The 13,632-nt window shown below is 33.9% G+C and carries 12 protein-coding genes; 1 reads left to right on the top strand and 11 read right to left on the bottom strand.

All coding sequences use genetic code 11. From position 1 onward, the window contains the following. Positions 1-67 precede the first annotated feature (67 nt). Positions 68-2,101 (top strand): methionine--tRNA ligase, encoded by a 2,034-nt coding sequence (gene metG, locus BW939_RS05420; protein WP_076450600.1) that lies wholly within the window; start codon positions 68-70, stop codon positions 2,099-2,101. A 243-nt stretch (positions 2,102-2,344) separates the two neighbouring features. Here metG and BW939_RS05415 read toward each other — a convergent pair whose 3' ends face one another. From BW939_RS05415 to dnaA, 11 genes are all read right to left on the bottom strand, one after another. After that, on the bottom strand, positions 2,345-2,689 hold the full coding sequence (locus tag BW939_RS05415; RefSeq protein ID WP_076450598.1) for a hypothetical protein: 345 nt from the start codon (positions 2,687-2,689) through the stop codon (positions 2,345-2,347). 132 nt (positions 2,690-2,821) lie between these two features. Further along, the gene (locus BW939_RS05410) at positions 2,822-3,526 is read right to left on the bottom strand and encodes a class I SAM-dependent methyltransferase (protein ID WP_076450596.1); all 705 of its coding nucleotides are present in this window, start codon (positions 3,524-3,526) and stop codon (positions 2,822-2,824) included. Positions 3,527-3,614: 88 nt separating this feature from the next. After that, positions 3,615-5,207, bottom strand: a complete 1,593-nt coding sequence (locus BW939_RS05405) for an MFS transporter (protein ID WP_076450594.1) — start codon at positions 5,205-5,207, stop codon at positions 3,615-3,617. Positions 5,208-5,388: 181 nt separating this feature from the next. Further along, positions 5,389-6,510: an HlyD family secretion protein gene (locus BW939_RS05400; protein ID WP_076450592.1), complete on the bottom strand. Its 1,122-nt coding sequence runs from the start codon at positions 6,508-6,510 to the stop codon at positions 5,389-5,391. A gap of 362 nt (positions 6,511-6,872) precedes the next feature. Further along, positions 6,873-8,183: a TolC family protein gene (locus BW939_RS05395; protein ID WP_076450590.1), complete on the bottom strand. Its 1,311-nt coding sequence runs from the start codon at positions 8,181-8,183 to the stop codon at positions 6,873-6,875. A gap of 92 nt (positions 8,184-8,275) precedes the next feature. Next, a complete protein-coding gene (locus BW939_RS05390) occupies positions 8,276-9,118 on the bottom strand; it encodes a helix-turn-helix domain-containing protein (RefSeq protein WP_028122776.1) in 843 nt (280 codons plus the stop codon). Positions 9,119-9,133: 15 nt separating this feature from the next. Beyond that, the gene (locus BW939_RS05385) at positions 9,134-10,201 is read right to left on the bottom strand and encodes a DUF2891 domain-containing protein (RefSeq protein ID WP_076450588.1); all 1,068 of its coding nucleotides are present in this window, start codon (positions 10,199-10,201) and stop codon (positions 9,134-9,136) included. Between the two features lie 102 nt (positions 10,202-10,303). Further along, a complete protein-coding gene (locus BW939_RS05380; protein WP_076450586.1) occupies positions 10,304-10,681 on the bottom strand; it encodes a hypothetical protein in 378 nt (125 codons plus the stop codon). Between the two features lie 150 nt (positions 10,682-10,831). Continuing rightward, positions 10,832-11,530, bottom strand: a complete 699-nt coding sequence (locus BW939_RS05375) for an SAM-dependent methyltransferase (protein WP_076450584.1) — start codon at positions 11,528-11,530, stop codon at positions 10,832-10,834. Positions 11,531-11,564: 34 nt separating this feature from the next. After that, a complete protein-coding gene (locus tag BW939_RS05370) occupies positions 11,565-12,032 on the bottom strand; it encodes a low molecular weight protein-tyrosine-phosphatase (RefSeq protein ID WP_076450582.1) in 468 nt (155 codons plus the stop codon). A gap of 83 nt (positions 12,033-12,115) precedes the next feature. Next, entirely contained in the window at positions 12,116-13,570 is a 1,455-nt protein-coding gene (gene dnaA, locus BW939_RS05365; RefSeq protein WP_076450580.1) for a chromosomal replication initiator protein DnaA, read from the bottom strand. Between the last annotated feature and the right edge of the window lie 62 nt (positions 13,571-13,632).

Here is a 13,632-nt window from a genome sequence, read left to right as displayed (position 1 = left end):
AAAATGATTTATTTAAACTTTATAGAAATTATAATTATCTTTGCAATTCTAAATTTTACTAATAATAATGTCAAATAAAAAGTTGATTACGGCAGCTTTGCCTTATGCAAACGGACCGGTTCATATAGGGCATTTGGCGGGTGTTTACATTCCTGCAGATGTTTATGCCAGATTCCAGAGAAGATCAGGAAAAGATGTTGCTTTTATCTGCGGAAGCGATGAGCACGGAATTCCTATCACCATAAGAGCTAAAAAAGAAGGAGTAACACCGCAAGACATCGTGGATAAATACCACGAAATTATCAAAAAATCTTTCTCAGACTTAGGGATTTCTTTTGATGAATACTCCAGAACAACGTCACAAAACCATCGAGAAACAAGTCAAGATTTCTTTAAAGTACTTTACGAAAAAGAGAAATTTACGGAAGAAGTTTCTGAACAATATTTTGATGAACAAGCTAACGAATTTTTAGCGGATAGATATATTGTAGGAACTTGCCCAAACTGTGGAAACGAGAATGCTTACGGCGATCAGTGCGAGAAATGTGGCTCTACCCTTTCTCCGTCTGAATTAATCAACCCAAAATCGATGTTGAGCGGTAATGTTCCTATTAAAAAAGATACAAAAAACTGGTATTTACCTTTAAATGAATACGAAGATTTTCTGAACGAATGGATTATTGAAGGGCACAAAGATGATTGGAAACCCAATGTTTACGGACAGGTGAAATCTTGGTTAACCGATGGATTGAAACCTCGTGCAATGACCAGAGACTTGAATTGGGGCGTTCCTGTTCCCCTTCCAAATGCTGAAGGAAAAGTACTTTATGTGTGGTTTGATGCACCGATTGGTTATATTTCTTTCACCAAAGAATGGGCTGAAAAAAACGGAAAAGACTGGAAAGATTACTGGCAAAGTGAAAAATCAGACTTGGTTCATTTTATCGGAAAAGATAATATAGTATTCCACTGTATTATTTTCCCTGCAATGATGAAGGCTCACGGAGATTTCATTATGCCAAAAAATGTGCCTGCTTTTGAGTTTTTGAATCTTGAAAACGATAAAATTTCAACCTCAAGAAACTGGGCAGTTTGGGCCCATGAATATGTAGAAGAATTCCCAGGACAGCAGGATGTTTTGCGTTACGCATTACTCTCTTCTGCTCCAGAAACAAAGGATAACAACTTTACATGGAAGGATTTTCAGACGAAAAACAATTCTGAATTGGTTGGTATTTTTGGAAACTTCATCAATAGAGTTGCTGTTTTAATTCATAAATATTATGCCGGAATTGTTCCTCAAGGCGACTTAAATGCTTCTGAATTACATGAAATCAATAAATCTGCAAAAGAAATTTCAGGATTCTTAGAAAATTATGAATTTAGAAATTCTTTAACAGCGTTAATGAATTTAGCACGTTTCGGAAATCAATATCTTCAGGCCGAAGAACCTTGGAAAACGATTAAAGACAATCCTGAAAAAGCAGCTCATTCATTATTTGTAGCCGCTCAGATTGCTGTTGCACTAGCTCAATTATGTGAGCCATTTATGCCTTTCAGTTCTCAGAAATTATTGAATATGTTTAATGTTCAAAAAATGAACTGGAGCGATGTTGAAACAAAAACTGTTTTAATTGAAACCGGGCATCAGATCAACGAATCGTCTCTTCTTTTCTCAAAAATTGAAGATGATGTGATTGATTTTCAGATCCAGAAATTAGAAAACACCAAACAAAGCAATAAAAAAACAAACCCTAACGCCAACCCAATGAAAGACGAAATACAATTCGATGATTTTACGAAAATCGACTTGAGAACAGCAACTATTTTAACTGCCGAAAAGGTTGAAAAAGCAGATAAATTATTGAAACTAACTGTGGATACAGGTGTTGACGTAAGAACCGTAGTTTCTGGAATTGCGGAAAGCTTTACGGCAGAAGAAGTGATCGGGAAACAGGTGATGATTTTATTGAATCTTGCTCCAAGAAAAATAAGAGGAATTGAATCTCAGGGAATGTTGTTGTTAACGACAAAAGCTGACGGGAAATTATCTTTTGTGACGCCAGACGAAACTGTAGAGAACGGAATTGAGATTGGGTAATTTTAAAATTATAAATACAAAAAAACAAAAGACACATCCCATTGATGTGTCTTTTGTTTTTACTTTTGGAAAATATTTAGCATTAATTACAACTATAAAAATGAGATTTATTTTTTGTAAAGATCACTGTTTTTAGTAATTAAATAGACGAATGCTTTAGATTTGGTTTCCTCATCATCAGTTGTTAAATACTTAAAAGGATAAGAGTCTTTTTCCCATTTAAACCGGTCATATTTGTAATTTTTAAAACCATGTCGCATTAAATCTGCCTGCATAAAACTTAATTTTCCAAAGTCTGCTGAAACGATCATAATGACATTCATAAGTTTTTTTTGATTTTGTATAATCAACTTTCATTGTTTCTGAATTGGGTCCGAAAAAAATATAAGATTTTACGCCGTCATTCTCAGATTCAGACAATTTTTCATATTTTGCCTTAGCAAGAAATTCTACAATATTTTTTTGGTCAGAATTTCTCGCAACATCTTCCATTAATGCCAGATTGGTATCCTGGAAATTTTCTTGTGCAAATAATTTGCTTGCAGATATGAGGAAGGTAAAAAGTGATAACAAAAAAGTTTTTTTCATGGTGTGATCATTTAAATTAATAACACAAATCTAAACTTTCATTGCATCAAAAAAAATACCCATTAAGTAGTATTTTTACAACAATATATCTTGCACTTGAGAAAATTGAATTTTATCTGTTAAAAATAAAAGTTAGATTTTAATCAGTTTAGCTAAGTAAGAATCTTCCTCCTGCAAAACCTTTTCTATTTTAAAACCATTATTCTCAGCAGCATTTTGCAGAGTATTAAAATCAAGATACAGCCATTTTATAGGATCTTCAGACTCGTTTTTATAATGAACTATATAATCCAATTCCCCATAATATCCATTTGCCGGAATCAAAACTCCGCCATCTTCATCTGTATCAAACATATACAAAATATCTGTGCTATCGATGAGGATTTGTCCGTATTTATTTAATAGAGAAAAGAGTTTTTGCAGGTAAACATCAATCACATTGAGACTTTGAAAAATTCCTGTTCCGTTCATTAACAAAAGAATGGTATCAAAAGTTTCTCCCGAAAATTCAAGCATATTTTGCGCAACTGTTTTCTGAATTCCTCTCAATTGGCAAACCTCAATAGACTTTGGCGAAATATCTAAAGCTGTGACATCTAACTTTCTTTCGTTCTGAAGATAAAGTGAATGCGAACCAGCTCCTGCTCCAATATCGAGAATTTTTCCTTGAGCCAGTTTCAATGCTTTTTGTTCAATTTTATTCATCCCTTGAAAATCTCTGAAAAGATAATCTACCGGAAGTTCATCAAGCTCAGAAATTGAAGTTTCAGTCTGCAGATCTTCTGTATTTCCGTTGTGAAAATAGTCCCAGATCGCATTTCCCATTAAGTCTTTCATAAAAGTAATTATTCCGCAAAGATAAGCCTTTGAAATATTTTATAAAATCAATTTAGACAGTAAGATTATTGAAAAAAACAAGGTTTCTTTATATCGCAGGACCTGCTGCTCCTTTCAGATCTTCTGCTAATTTTTTTCTCTCGCGAACCCGTCTTCGGGCGATGACGGATTTTCCTTTGAGGATTCTTACAATTCTTAAATATTCTTTAGGTTTCTCGCCAAAATGATGAGTGATTACGTAAAGCATCACTCCAAAACCAGCGATAATAACGTATCCAAATATTTTTTTGTTGGCGGCGATAATCGCATTCAGCTGAATGGTTCTCATATTAGCAACAACGGTTTGTGGAGAGATCGTCATTCCATCCATATAAACTGCAGAATCGCCTAAACTGGTGATCTGAAACTGATATTGAAACCACGAAAACAATGCTGAGAAAATACCCACAGCAAGGAATGTTCGCCATACTAAAACCAAACCGATTGCAGCAAGCATTTCATTTAATTCCAATTGATCTAGAGCATAAAACCAAATGGAAATAAAAAGAGAACCCATACCAAAACCTTTCAGAAACATTGGCAAATACCAGTTTTCATAGTTGAATTCTAAGACCATTGAGAAATACATTATCACTGCATAAGCCGTCATAGAAGCGAAACCAGAAAAGACCAGCATCTTGAGAGGTTTCTCTTTTTTGAACCAGAAAACAGCAACAATCCCTGCCAATAGCAACCCGGGAATCATCATTAAATTGAGCTTGGCATTCGTTAATTGATCATAGCCTAAAACTCCGACCGAATAGATGTTTTGAATAGAGGTGGTTCCCAAAAACATTCCCAACCAAAGCAACATAAACAAGCCGTGGATAACGTTGTTTTTTGTGAAAATACCAAAAGAAATATAGGGTCTTTTTAAAGTTAACTGACGAATTGCCATTAATGCAAAGCTTACAAACGCTGCGATACTGGTGCTGATAATATTTTTTGAATTGAACCAATCTTGCTGTTTCCCGAAAGAAAAAACGTACGCCGAAAACATAAAAGTGGTCACAAATAACAGAATACTCAGCCAATCGATGTAGTGCAAAGGAACTTTTAGGGCAAAATATTGATCGTGCATCAAAACCCAACACAAAAGCGCAAGAACAAAACACAAAATCGCTGCAAAGATGAAAAATTGTTGATAATTATAAAGTATCGAAATTTCTACCGCATAATACGCTGTAATTTGATTGAGCAGCAAAACAAAAGTATAGAAAACCCCATAAAAAACGCCACGATTACCAAGCATTACCATTAACGGAAGAAATAGTTCTATGGTAATAATCATTTTCAAAAACCCGATTATTAATGAAACAATCACGATGACCATTGGGTTTTGCGTGGTTGCATTCACATAACTCAGCAAGCCCAAAAGCACCAGTAAAATCACCACTTTATCCCGAACTTTGAATCGTAACTTCAATCTCAAAACCACAGGCATACTCGCTCCCATCCCAATGGTAGTAGCATAATTTGCCCACAGAAAATACTCCTGCATCGCGCCGGTTCCGCTTACCATAAAACTGATATTCCCGGTGTAAACTCCCCCAATCGGCATTACCACGATAAGCAGCAAAACAATCATCAGAAGTTGTATGGGTTTCGGAACCCAATCGCTGAAAAGACCTTTGTTGTACATTTTTTTTTAGACTAAAAGATGAGAGACTAAAAGATGATAGATTAATAGATGATAAACGATAATTGATAAATGATAGACAATTATAGATTCACAAGACTTTTAGAATTTAATGAAAAATCTATTGTCTATGCATCTTTTTTCTATTCGTCTATTATCTATCCGTCTATATTCTCTTCGTCTTTTATAAAGAAACATTCATATTCATTCCCGCGCTCAGTTTTGCCACATCTTCTTTTTTGTTTGATGCAGTAAACTCTATTCTTACCGGAATTCTTTGTTGAACTTTAATGAAATTTCCCGTTGAATTATCCGTCGGAACATTAGAATATCTTGAACCTGTTGCTGCGGAAACTGCGGTTACTACGCCTTCAAACTGTTTTCCACCCAAAGCATCGGCAGTCATTCTTAATTTTTGACCGATTTTAATATTCGGCATTTGGCTTTCCAAGAAATTGGCGGTTACCCATTTTTGATTATTCAAAACGATGGTAGCAACCTGTTGTCCGGGTTGTATTAATTGTCCTTCAGAAATCGTTCTTCTTCCCATTGTTCCGTCGTACGGAGCAGTGATTACGGTGTATGAAAGATTGATTTTCGCCATATCTAAAGCTGCTTTGGTACGTTTAATTTCCGCGTCATTTATTCCCAACCTGCTTTTCACTTCGGTTGTAGAAAGATTTGCAGATTGTTTTTGATTCTTCAATGTTTCGTACGCTGCTTTCTGAGCATCATATTCTGTTTTTGCTTGGTCAAATTGCTGTCTTGTCACAGCTTCTGCCGCCAAAAGATTTTTGTAACGGTTTAAATTCTGTTCGGCATTCCACAATCTTGCTTTTGCACCTGCGATATTAGATTCCATTACGTTCACGCTGTTGGAAACGGTGTTGATTGAAGAACCAGTTGCAAAACGTTGCGCCAAAGCATTTTGATACGCCGCTTCTGCCTGTCCCACTTGCGTGATGATTTCACGGTCATCTAAAATTGCCAGCGTATCTCCTTTTTTCACTTGTTGATGTTCAATGAATTTTATTTCTTTAATATAAGCCGAAACTCTGGTGTTGATCGGGTTGATAAATTCCTCAACCTGAGCCGCTTCCGTATAAGTTTTGTCACCAATGTGAAAATACTCACGAATCAACCAGAATAATCCGAAACCGATTAAAGCAAAAACGACAATATTTGAAATAATGACTCTAATTTTATTTTTTTTATTTTGTTTTTTCTTGGTTTCAGCGTTTGAAACTGCAGGTTTTACCGGTGCTTGTGGTTGTGTATCTTGAGTATTTTGTTCCTTGTTTTCCATTGTTTTTGTTTTATATCTTTTTGAACACGAAGTTCTCGGAGTATTTATTATTAATGTCTTTTTAGAGTTTCACTTAAAGACTTTTTATTTTATTTTTAAACGCAAAGATGTTATTTGCGAGTGTTTATTTTTAGAGTGCAAAGGCAAATGAATTTGCTTCGCAAAGTTTATGCATAAGCTTAATAAAATCAACTTGTTGAGTTTTGTTTATTATCTTTCCCTAGTAACTACTTGGACCATTTAAAATTGATTAAAATTCTTTCCCCCGACCCTAAAGGGAGTAATTTCAATCAATTTTAAGAGAGTTTTTCCTCCTTTTAGGGTTGGGGCGAAGAAAAATTCTCTAAAATTTACACCTGAAATTAAAGTGTCCCAGTAGATTTCAACAGATTATAATATTGATATAAAACATTAATTTCTGCGTTTGCAAAATCCAATTCAGATTGAAGTTTCTGGTTTTGTGCATCAATCATTTCTGCTTGTACTGCCAACTGATTAAGGTATTTCGCTTCGGTAATTTTATAGTTTTCATCGGCTAATCTTTTGGCATCGTTTAAAATATCCGCTTGTTGAATCGCTTCCTGATATTTAATGTAAGAAGCATTTACATTCATATCAATATTCTGCTGGGTTAATGTTAAAGCATCATTCGCTTGATTTTTCTGCATCTCACCAAGTTTTACTTTTTCTTTGGTTTTATAGAGATTATCGATGTTGTAGCTCAAAGAAATTCCACCTTGCCAACCGCTTGAATACATATCTAAAACAGGATTTCTAGTCGTAATAGGTCTTTGCAAACTGTAGCCACCAAAACCTGAAAGTGTAGGCATTCTATCGGTTTTAATGATTTCTATATTTTTATCCGCAACACCAATGTTGGTTTGCGCAGATTTCAATTGCGGATTGGAGTCGTGAGCGAGATTTAGATAATAATCCATCCCAATTCCCGACTCTTTATTTCCTAAATTTTCCACAGGAATAATTTCCGTATCCTCAGGCAAACCCAAAGCGATATTCAAATTATAATTAAGAATTTTTTTATTGTTCGCTAAAGTCAAGATTCCTTGGTCAAGATTTTTTAGAGCTAATTCTCCACGAATAACTTCATTTCTCGTCACCATTCCTTGTTTATAAAAATCATTGATGTTTTTTAATCTTTGTAGAGCAAGTTTTTTATTGTTATTAAAAACCGCCTGTTGATTAATAATTTTATAAACGTCGAGATAATTAGAAATCACTAAAAATTTTACGTCTTGCTTATTTTTCTCTAAATCCAATTCAGAAAGCTGTTCCCGAAGACCCGCCATTTCAATAGACTTATTTACCAATCCTCCTTTAAAAATTAATTGTGTTGCCTGCACACCATAAGTGCTTCCATAATGAGGCATTGGAATGGTGGTAGAATTAGAAAAATCTTTATCAATTGCCACCACATTTCCCAAATAAAATTGAGTGGTAGAAGCAACTACGGAAGGAAGTTTCTGAAGTTTCGTGATATTGGTTTGCTGTTTAGTAATATTAATATTTTGCGCAGAAACCTTCAACTGATAGTGATTTTGCAGTGCCAATTCAGCCACCTCATTCGCTGTCATCTGTTTTATTTCTTGTGAAAAGAACAGCGCAGGAAAAAGACCTATCCATAGTGATATTGCTGTTTTTATGTTCTTAACCATTTTACCTTGTTTTACAGATGCAAAGTTATGGCAAGAGCACATTCAAACAAATGTTTGAATTTTGGAAAAAGATGTTCAAATGTACGATTATCTTATTGGTACTGTTGTCTGTATTGACTAGGACTGATGCCTAAATGTTTTTTAAAAAAGTGAGAAAAAGAATATTGATCGCTGAAGCCAAGTTTTGTAGAAATCTCTGAAATTGGCATTTTAGATGAATTTAAATAGACTTTTGCTTCATTAATAACGATTGAAGCAATCACGTGGCTTGCCGACTTTCCTGTAATCATTTTAACAACCGAAGAAAGATGTCTCGTTGTAATAGACTGACGTGCGGCGTAGAAATCTACTTGGCGATTATTAAGATGGTGATTTGCCAAATCATTAAGAAAAACAAAAACAATTTCCTCCTGTCTAGACATTTGATTCATAGAATTATTGTCTTCTTTGGATATAATTCCTGCCATTTGATAACAAAAAACAGAGAAAAGATGTTCTACAATTTCTTTTTTGTAAATCATTTCAGTTTCAGAATCCAGAATATATTTTAAAAAATTCACACTTTTCCAAACCACATCCAAATCATCTTGAAAGAGAGGAACAGCCACATTCATCTGCTGACGAAAATACCTGTAAGTAATTAACCGATTGAATTTCAGAGACAAAGCCGAAATAAATTCTCGTTTGTATGAGACCATTCTCGATTGAAAATCATCGCTTACAGAAATCAATTCATATACCGTCTGAGGATCTGTAACCATAAATGTATTTGCAGAAAGCTCCAGATCTCTGAAGTGTTGACGAAGTTTTATAGACCCACTTTTAATAAAGATAAAAGCAGGATTATCCGGACGAAAAGGCTTGTCTGTAGAGATTCTTTCAAAAATATTGTTTTGGGTAAAAATCTCAACTCCAAATTGTTGTAAAGCAGACATAAAATGATCTTAAAATTAATCTTCTAAAGCATACACCGCAAAACTCGCCAACCAATGATCACCACCATAATTCCCTTGGAAAAGCAAAGGTAAACCATTCAACAAAAATTTGTCGGCCGTATTTTGAAACGATTTTTTTAAAGGATGATTTTCAGGAAGAGATTTCGCAATTCCCTTCATGCACCATGCTTTTGTGAAAGATAAACCTACCAAATGAACAGTTTGATAATCATTCAAATCACTTACAACAGGAATTTTTTCGATATTTTCAAGACTTCTTTTTTCGTAAAAATTATTCAACCATTTTACAAATTCTTTTTGTGGAAGAACTCTTCTCATCAAATCGGCAATTTCAAGACTTGGCGAGAAAAAATCGGAACCATCAGGTTCGAGATAAGCAGGCGTTTTTGTGTTTTTTAAATAAAAATATTTTGCCTTTTCGGTCAATTGATTTTCAAAATCTTTATCGCCATTCGCTCTCGCCCAATCGAGCGCAAAAACCATTGCAAATGCAGTATTTGGATGAACTCCGGTTCGGTTTGGATACGTTTGTTTGGGCAAATATGTTTTCCAAGATGCGAGAATTTTATCGGTTAAAGGTTTCAAATTTTCATGCCATATTTTTGCTTTTGGATGATTCCAGGTCATAAGTTCTTCGTCCAATTTCAGCAACCAAGCCCAACCGTAAGTTCGTTCGAAAGTGGTTGTCAACTGATACTTGGTGAAATAATCGGCTTCCGTTTGTAGATTTTCTTTTCTAAAAGAATTTTCAAGAATATTTTCAATCTCTTTAGCAACTGGTAAGTTAGGTTTGGTTTTCAGCAACCGAACCAGCATCCAATGTCCGTGTACAGAAGAGTGCCAATCGAAACAGCCATAAAAACTTGGGTGCAAATCTTTCGGGCTTAATGCAACTTCACTTGCAGTATTGATGATATGAGCCGTTTTATTAGGATACTCCTGGTTGATGCAATGCAATGGCTTTTCTGATAATTTTACCGCCATTTCATCTGTTAATTTTGGAATTTCCTGACCAAATAGTAGGAACGGAAAAAATACAAATAACACTAGACCTTTTTTCATACTATAAAAATAATGAAAAATTCTTACTGCTATTGTTGATGTTTTATAAAAAAAAATCCGACTATCAATGATAATCGGATTTATTGTAGCTAAATTATGATTTTAAGCATTAAAATACGTTTTTACAGTATCTAAAACCTGCTCATCAGACATCTGTTGGGATGTTTCTAAAGTTATTTTTAAATTTTTAAATTGCGCAGTTTCATGCAAATACTTTTTTAATTCTTCCTGAATTGTGCCGGGACCAGTAATCAAAACTTCCTCAGAATTTGTAAGAAGATGCTCAACATCTTTAAAGAATTTAATTTTATTGGTTTGCTCGGCGTTGTTACCTGCATTTTCATTTGAGTTTCCGTGCTGGATAATTGCTTTTACAGGGCTGCATAAGAAAAATTTGAATGCATTTTGCGCATCATGATTTTTTACTACTACCGCTTTTTGAGTATCAATCCAAAGCCCTGCTAATTTTTTGTCAGACATAATATTATTTGTTTTAATGTTATATATATCTTACTCGCAAGAATGATGCTAAAGATTTATTAATGGCTGTTAAATTTCAATTGAAGTGATTTATTCAACAGTAAATATTATCTAAATATCTTCTCAATTGCCTTATGCAAAAAGCTAAAATCATTTTCCTATAACAAAAACAGTAGGAATCTTGTGAAGTTCTGGTATTTGCTTTTGCCAGTCTTTTATTGTTTTTGTTTTAATAAATTCTGTTTCAGGATCATTAATATTGGAAGCGATACAAAGCTTTGTATTGGAAGGAAGAAATTTAATTAAATCTTCTAAAAGTTGATTATTGCGATACGGAGTTTCCATAAAAATTTGAGAATATCCGGTTTTCTGAACCAGATTTTCTAAATGAAGAATTTGTTTCTTTTTTTCAGATTTATCAATTGGAAGATATCCATTAAAACTAAATTCTTGCCCGTTAAATCCGCTAGAAATTAAAGCCAAAATAATGGATGATGGTCCTGAAATTGGCACAACCTGAATGTTTTTTTCGTGACACCATTTCACCATTAAATTTCCAGGATCAGCAATACACGGAAGACCCGCTTCTGAAAGTAAACCAAAATCTTGATTTTTCAACATTAAATCCTGCGCTTCTTTGATATCTCGGTTTTCTGTGTATTTGTCTAGTAAAAATAATTTCAGATCAGCCTGTTTTTTTTCGGGTGCAAAAAATTTCACTACTTTTCTGGCTGTTTTTTCGTTTTCAACAAAAAAATAATCAGTTTGCATAATGTAATCCTTTATCACTGGTGCAAAATGAGTAAGGGAAGTATTTTCTGAAAGATAAGCTGGAAGTAAGAATAGCATATTTCTAAGGTTGATATTAAGGTTGAGGTAAAGATTAAAAATTAGTTGTAGAATTTTGAATATTTTTTGCGATAATTTCGCAGGCCGCATCAATTTGTTGATAGACTTGATTAAAACCTTCAGAACCGCTCCAATAAGGATCTGGTACTTCATCATGAAAATGTTTTAAATCTAAATCCTGCATTAATAACGAAACTTTTTGTCTTTGTTCATCAGATTTTGCGAGCGAAAGAACGTTTCGTAGATTATTTTTATCCATACAGAATATTTTATCATAATAATCTAAATCATGAGATTGGAAATGCCTTGAACGTTGTTTAGAAATATCTAAACCATGTTTTGAAGCTACTTCTACAGATCTTTTATCGGGCGATTTTCCTTCATGCATATTAATTGTTCCTGCAGAATCTACTTGAAAATGAGCTGAAAGTTTTGACTTTAAAATACCTTCTGCAAGAGGGCTTCTGCAAATATTTCCTAGGCAAACCATTAAAATTTTCATCAATGAATTTTATTTTAGATTACAAAAATAAAAAATGAAGAATAAATCTATCCTTCATTTTTATATTAATTAAAAAAACTTACTTAATGTTTAATTCTCTCAGTAAGATCTTTCACATATTTCTTTACCTCTTTGTCTATTTTAGAAACATCTTTTATAGTTTCGCAGGCGTACATTACTGTTGAGTGATCCTTCCCTCCCATTTCTTCACCTATTTTGGTAAATGTAGAGTTGGTGTATTCTTTCGCAAAATACATCGCCAACTGTCTAGGAAGTGCAATTTCTCGTTTTCTTGTTTTAGATAAAAGCTGCTCTCTTTTGATACCGAAATAATCACATACAACCTCCTGAATGTAAGGAATATTGATAATTTTCTTTTGATTAGCTGCAATTTTATTAATGGTATCTTTTAATAATTCAAGGCTTAAATCAGATTTATAGATGGTAGAATACGCAATAACAGAGTTAATAACACCAATTAATTCTCTTACGTTGGTTTTCACTTCAGAAGCCAGAAAATCTAGCATATCATCTGTTAAAACAATTCCGTCTCGGCTTAATTTATCAATGATAATTTTTTTACGTGTATCCAGATCCGGAGATTTTATTTCTGCAGAAAGTCCCCATTTGAAACGAGAAACAATTCTTTCTTGAATATCCATAATATCAACAGGAGCTTTATCTGAAGTCAAGATAATTTGCTTTCCGTTTTGATGTAAATAATCAAAAATATGGAAGAAACTGTCTTGTGTTGCAGATTTACCAGAAAGGAATTGAATATCATCAATAATCAACACATCTACCATTTGATAGAAGTTGGCAAATTCTGTTTGTTTATGTGCTTTTGCCGCTGAAATAAATTGCTGGATAAATTTTTCAGAAGAAAGATAGAGTACTACTTTATCCGGAAATTGGCTTTTTACTTCCAAACCGACTGCTTGGCCAAGATGCGTTTTTCCCACACCATAACCACCGTATAAAAACAATGGATTAAAAGCAGTGGCACCTGGTCTTTTGGCGATAGATTTAGCAACTGTAGATGCAAATTTATTGCTTTCACCTTCCACATAATTATCAAAAGAAAAATCTGACTTCAAATTTGAATCGATATTTACTTTCTTAATTCCCGGAACTACAAAAGGATTTACAATATTTCCAGAGAAACCTTGTGGCATCGTTTCCTGTACTTTTGGTGTAGCTACCGTTTTGCCTTTCATATTCATCACCACAGGTTTTTCCTGTCCGGATGGTTTATTTTCCATCACAGAATACCAAAGTTTAACGCCTTTACCTATATTTTTCTTTAGGGCAGCAGAAAGTAGAGAAAGGTAGTTATCTTCTATATACTCTTTGTAAAAATCACTCGGTACCATTAACGTAAGATTGTTGTCAACCAGTGATACTGGCTGCACTTTGTCAAAAAGTAAGTCGAAGGATTTTTCTAGCTTCTTCAGATCAGAATTGTCTTCAGCCGCATTGAGATTGTCTCTCATAAACTGAAGGCATTTCTGCCATGTCATCATCAAATTTTCATTCATATTTATGCCCCGATATCGCGTTGTTAGTCGTTAAAAAAAGGTGGACAGCAAAGGTCAAGTTT

Origin of the sequence: Chryseobacterium piscicola, from assembly GCF_900156685.1 — a bacterium.
GTDB lineage: Bacteria > Bacteroidota > Bacteroidia > Flavobacteriales > Weeksellaceae > Chryseobacterium > Chryseobacterium piscicola.
This window is presented reverse-complemented; position numbering and strand designations above follow the sequence as displayed.

What these genes read in the sequence shown, in the direction of transcription:
- dnaA (WP_076450580.1), bottom strand. Translation starts at nt 13,570, where the DNA reads ATGAATGAAAATTTGATGATGACATGGCAGAAATGCCTTCAGTTTATG.
- BW939_RS05405 (WP_076450594.1), bottom strand. Translation starts at nt 5,207, where the DNA reads ATGTACAACAAAGGTCTTTTCAGCGATTGGGTTCCGAAACCCATACAA.
- BW939_RS05385 (WP_076450588.1), bottom strand. Translation starts at nt 10,201, where the DNA reads ATGAAAAAAGGTCTAGTGTTATTTGTATTTTTTCCGTTCCTACTATTT.
- BW939_RS05395 (WP_076450590.1), bottom strand. Translation starts at nt 8,183, where the DNA reads ATGGTTAAGAACATAAAAACAGCAATATCACTATGGATAGGTCTTTTT.
- BW939_RS05370 (WP_076450582.1), bottom strand. Translation starts at nt 12,032, where the DNA reads ATGAAAATTTTAATGGTTTGCCTAGGAAATATTTGCAGAAGCCCTCTT.
- BW939_RS05375 (WP_076450584.1), bottom strand. Translation starts at nt 11,530, where the DNA reads ATGCTATTCTTACTTCCAGCTTATCTTTCAGAAAATACTTCCCTTACT.
- BW939_RS05380 (WP_076450586.1), bottom strand. Translation starts at nt 10,681, where the DNA reads ATGTCTGACAAAAAATTAGCAGGGCTTTGGATTGATACTCAAAAAGCG.
- BW939_RS05415 (WP_076450598.1), bottom strand. Translation starts at nt 2,689, where the DNA reads ATGAAAAAAACTTTTTTGTTATCACTTTTTACCTTCCTCATATCTGCA.
- BW939_RS05390 (WP_028122776.1), bottom strand. Translation starts at nt 9,118, where the DNA reads ATGTCTGCTTTACAACAATTTGGAGTTGAGATTTTTACCCAAAACAAT.
- metG (WP_076450600.1), top strand. Translation starts at nt 68, where the DNA reads ATGTCAAATAAAAAGTTGATTACGGCAGCTTTGCCTTATGCAAACGGA.
- BW939_RS05400 (WP_076450592.1), bottom strand. Translation starts at nt 6,510, where the DNA reads ATGGAAAACAAGGAACAAAATACTCAAGATACACAACCACAAGCACCG.
- BW939_RS05410 (WP_076450596.1), bottom strand. Translation starts at nt 3,526, where the DNA reads ATGAAAGACTTAATGGGAAATGCGATCTGGGACTATTTTCACAACGGA.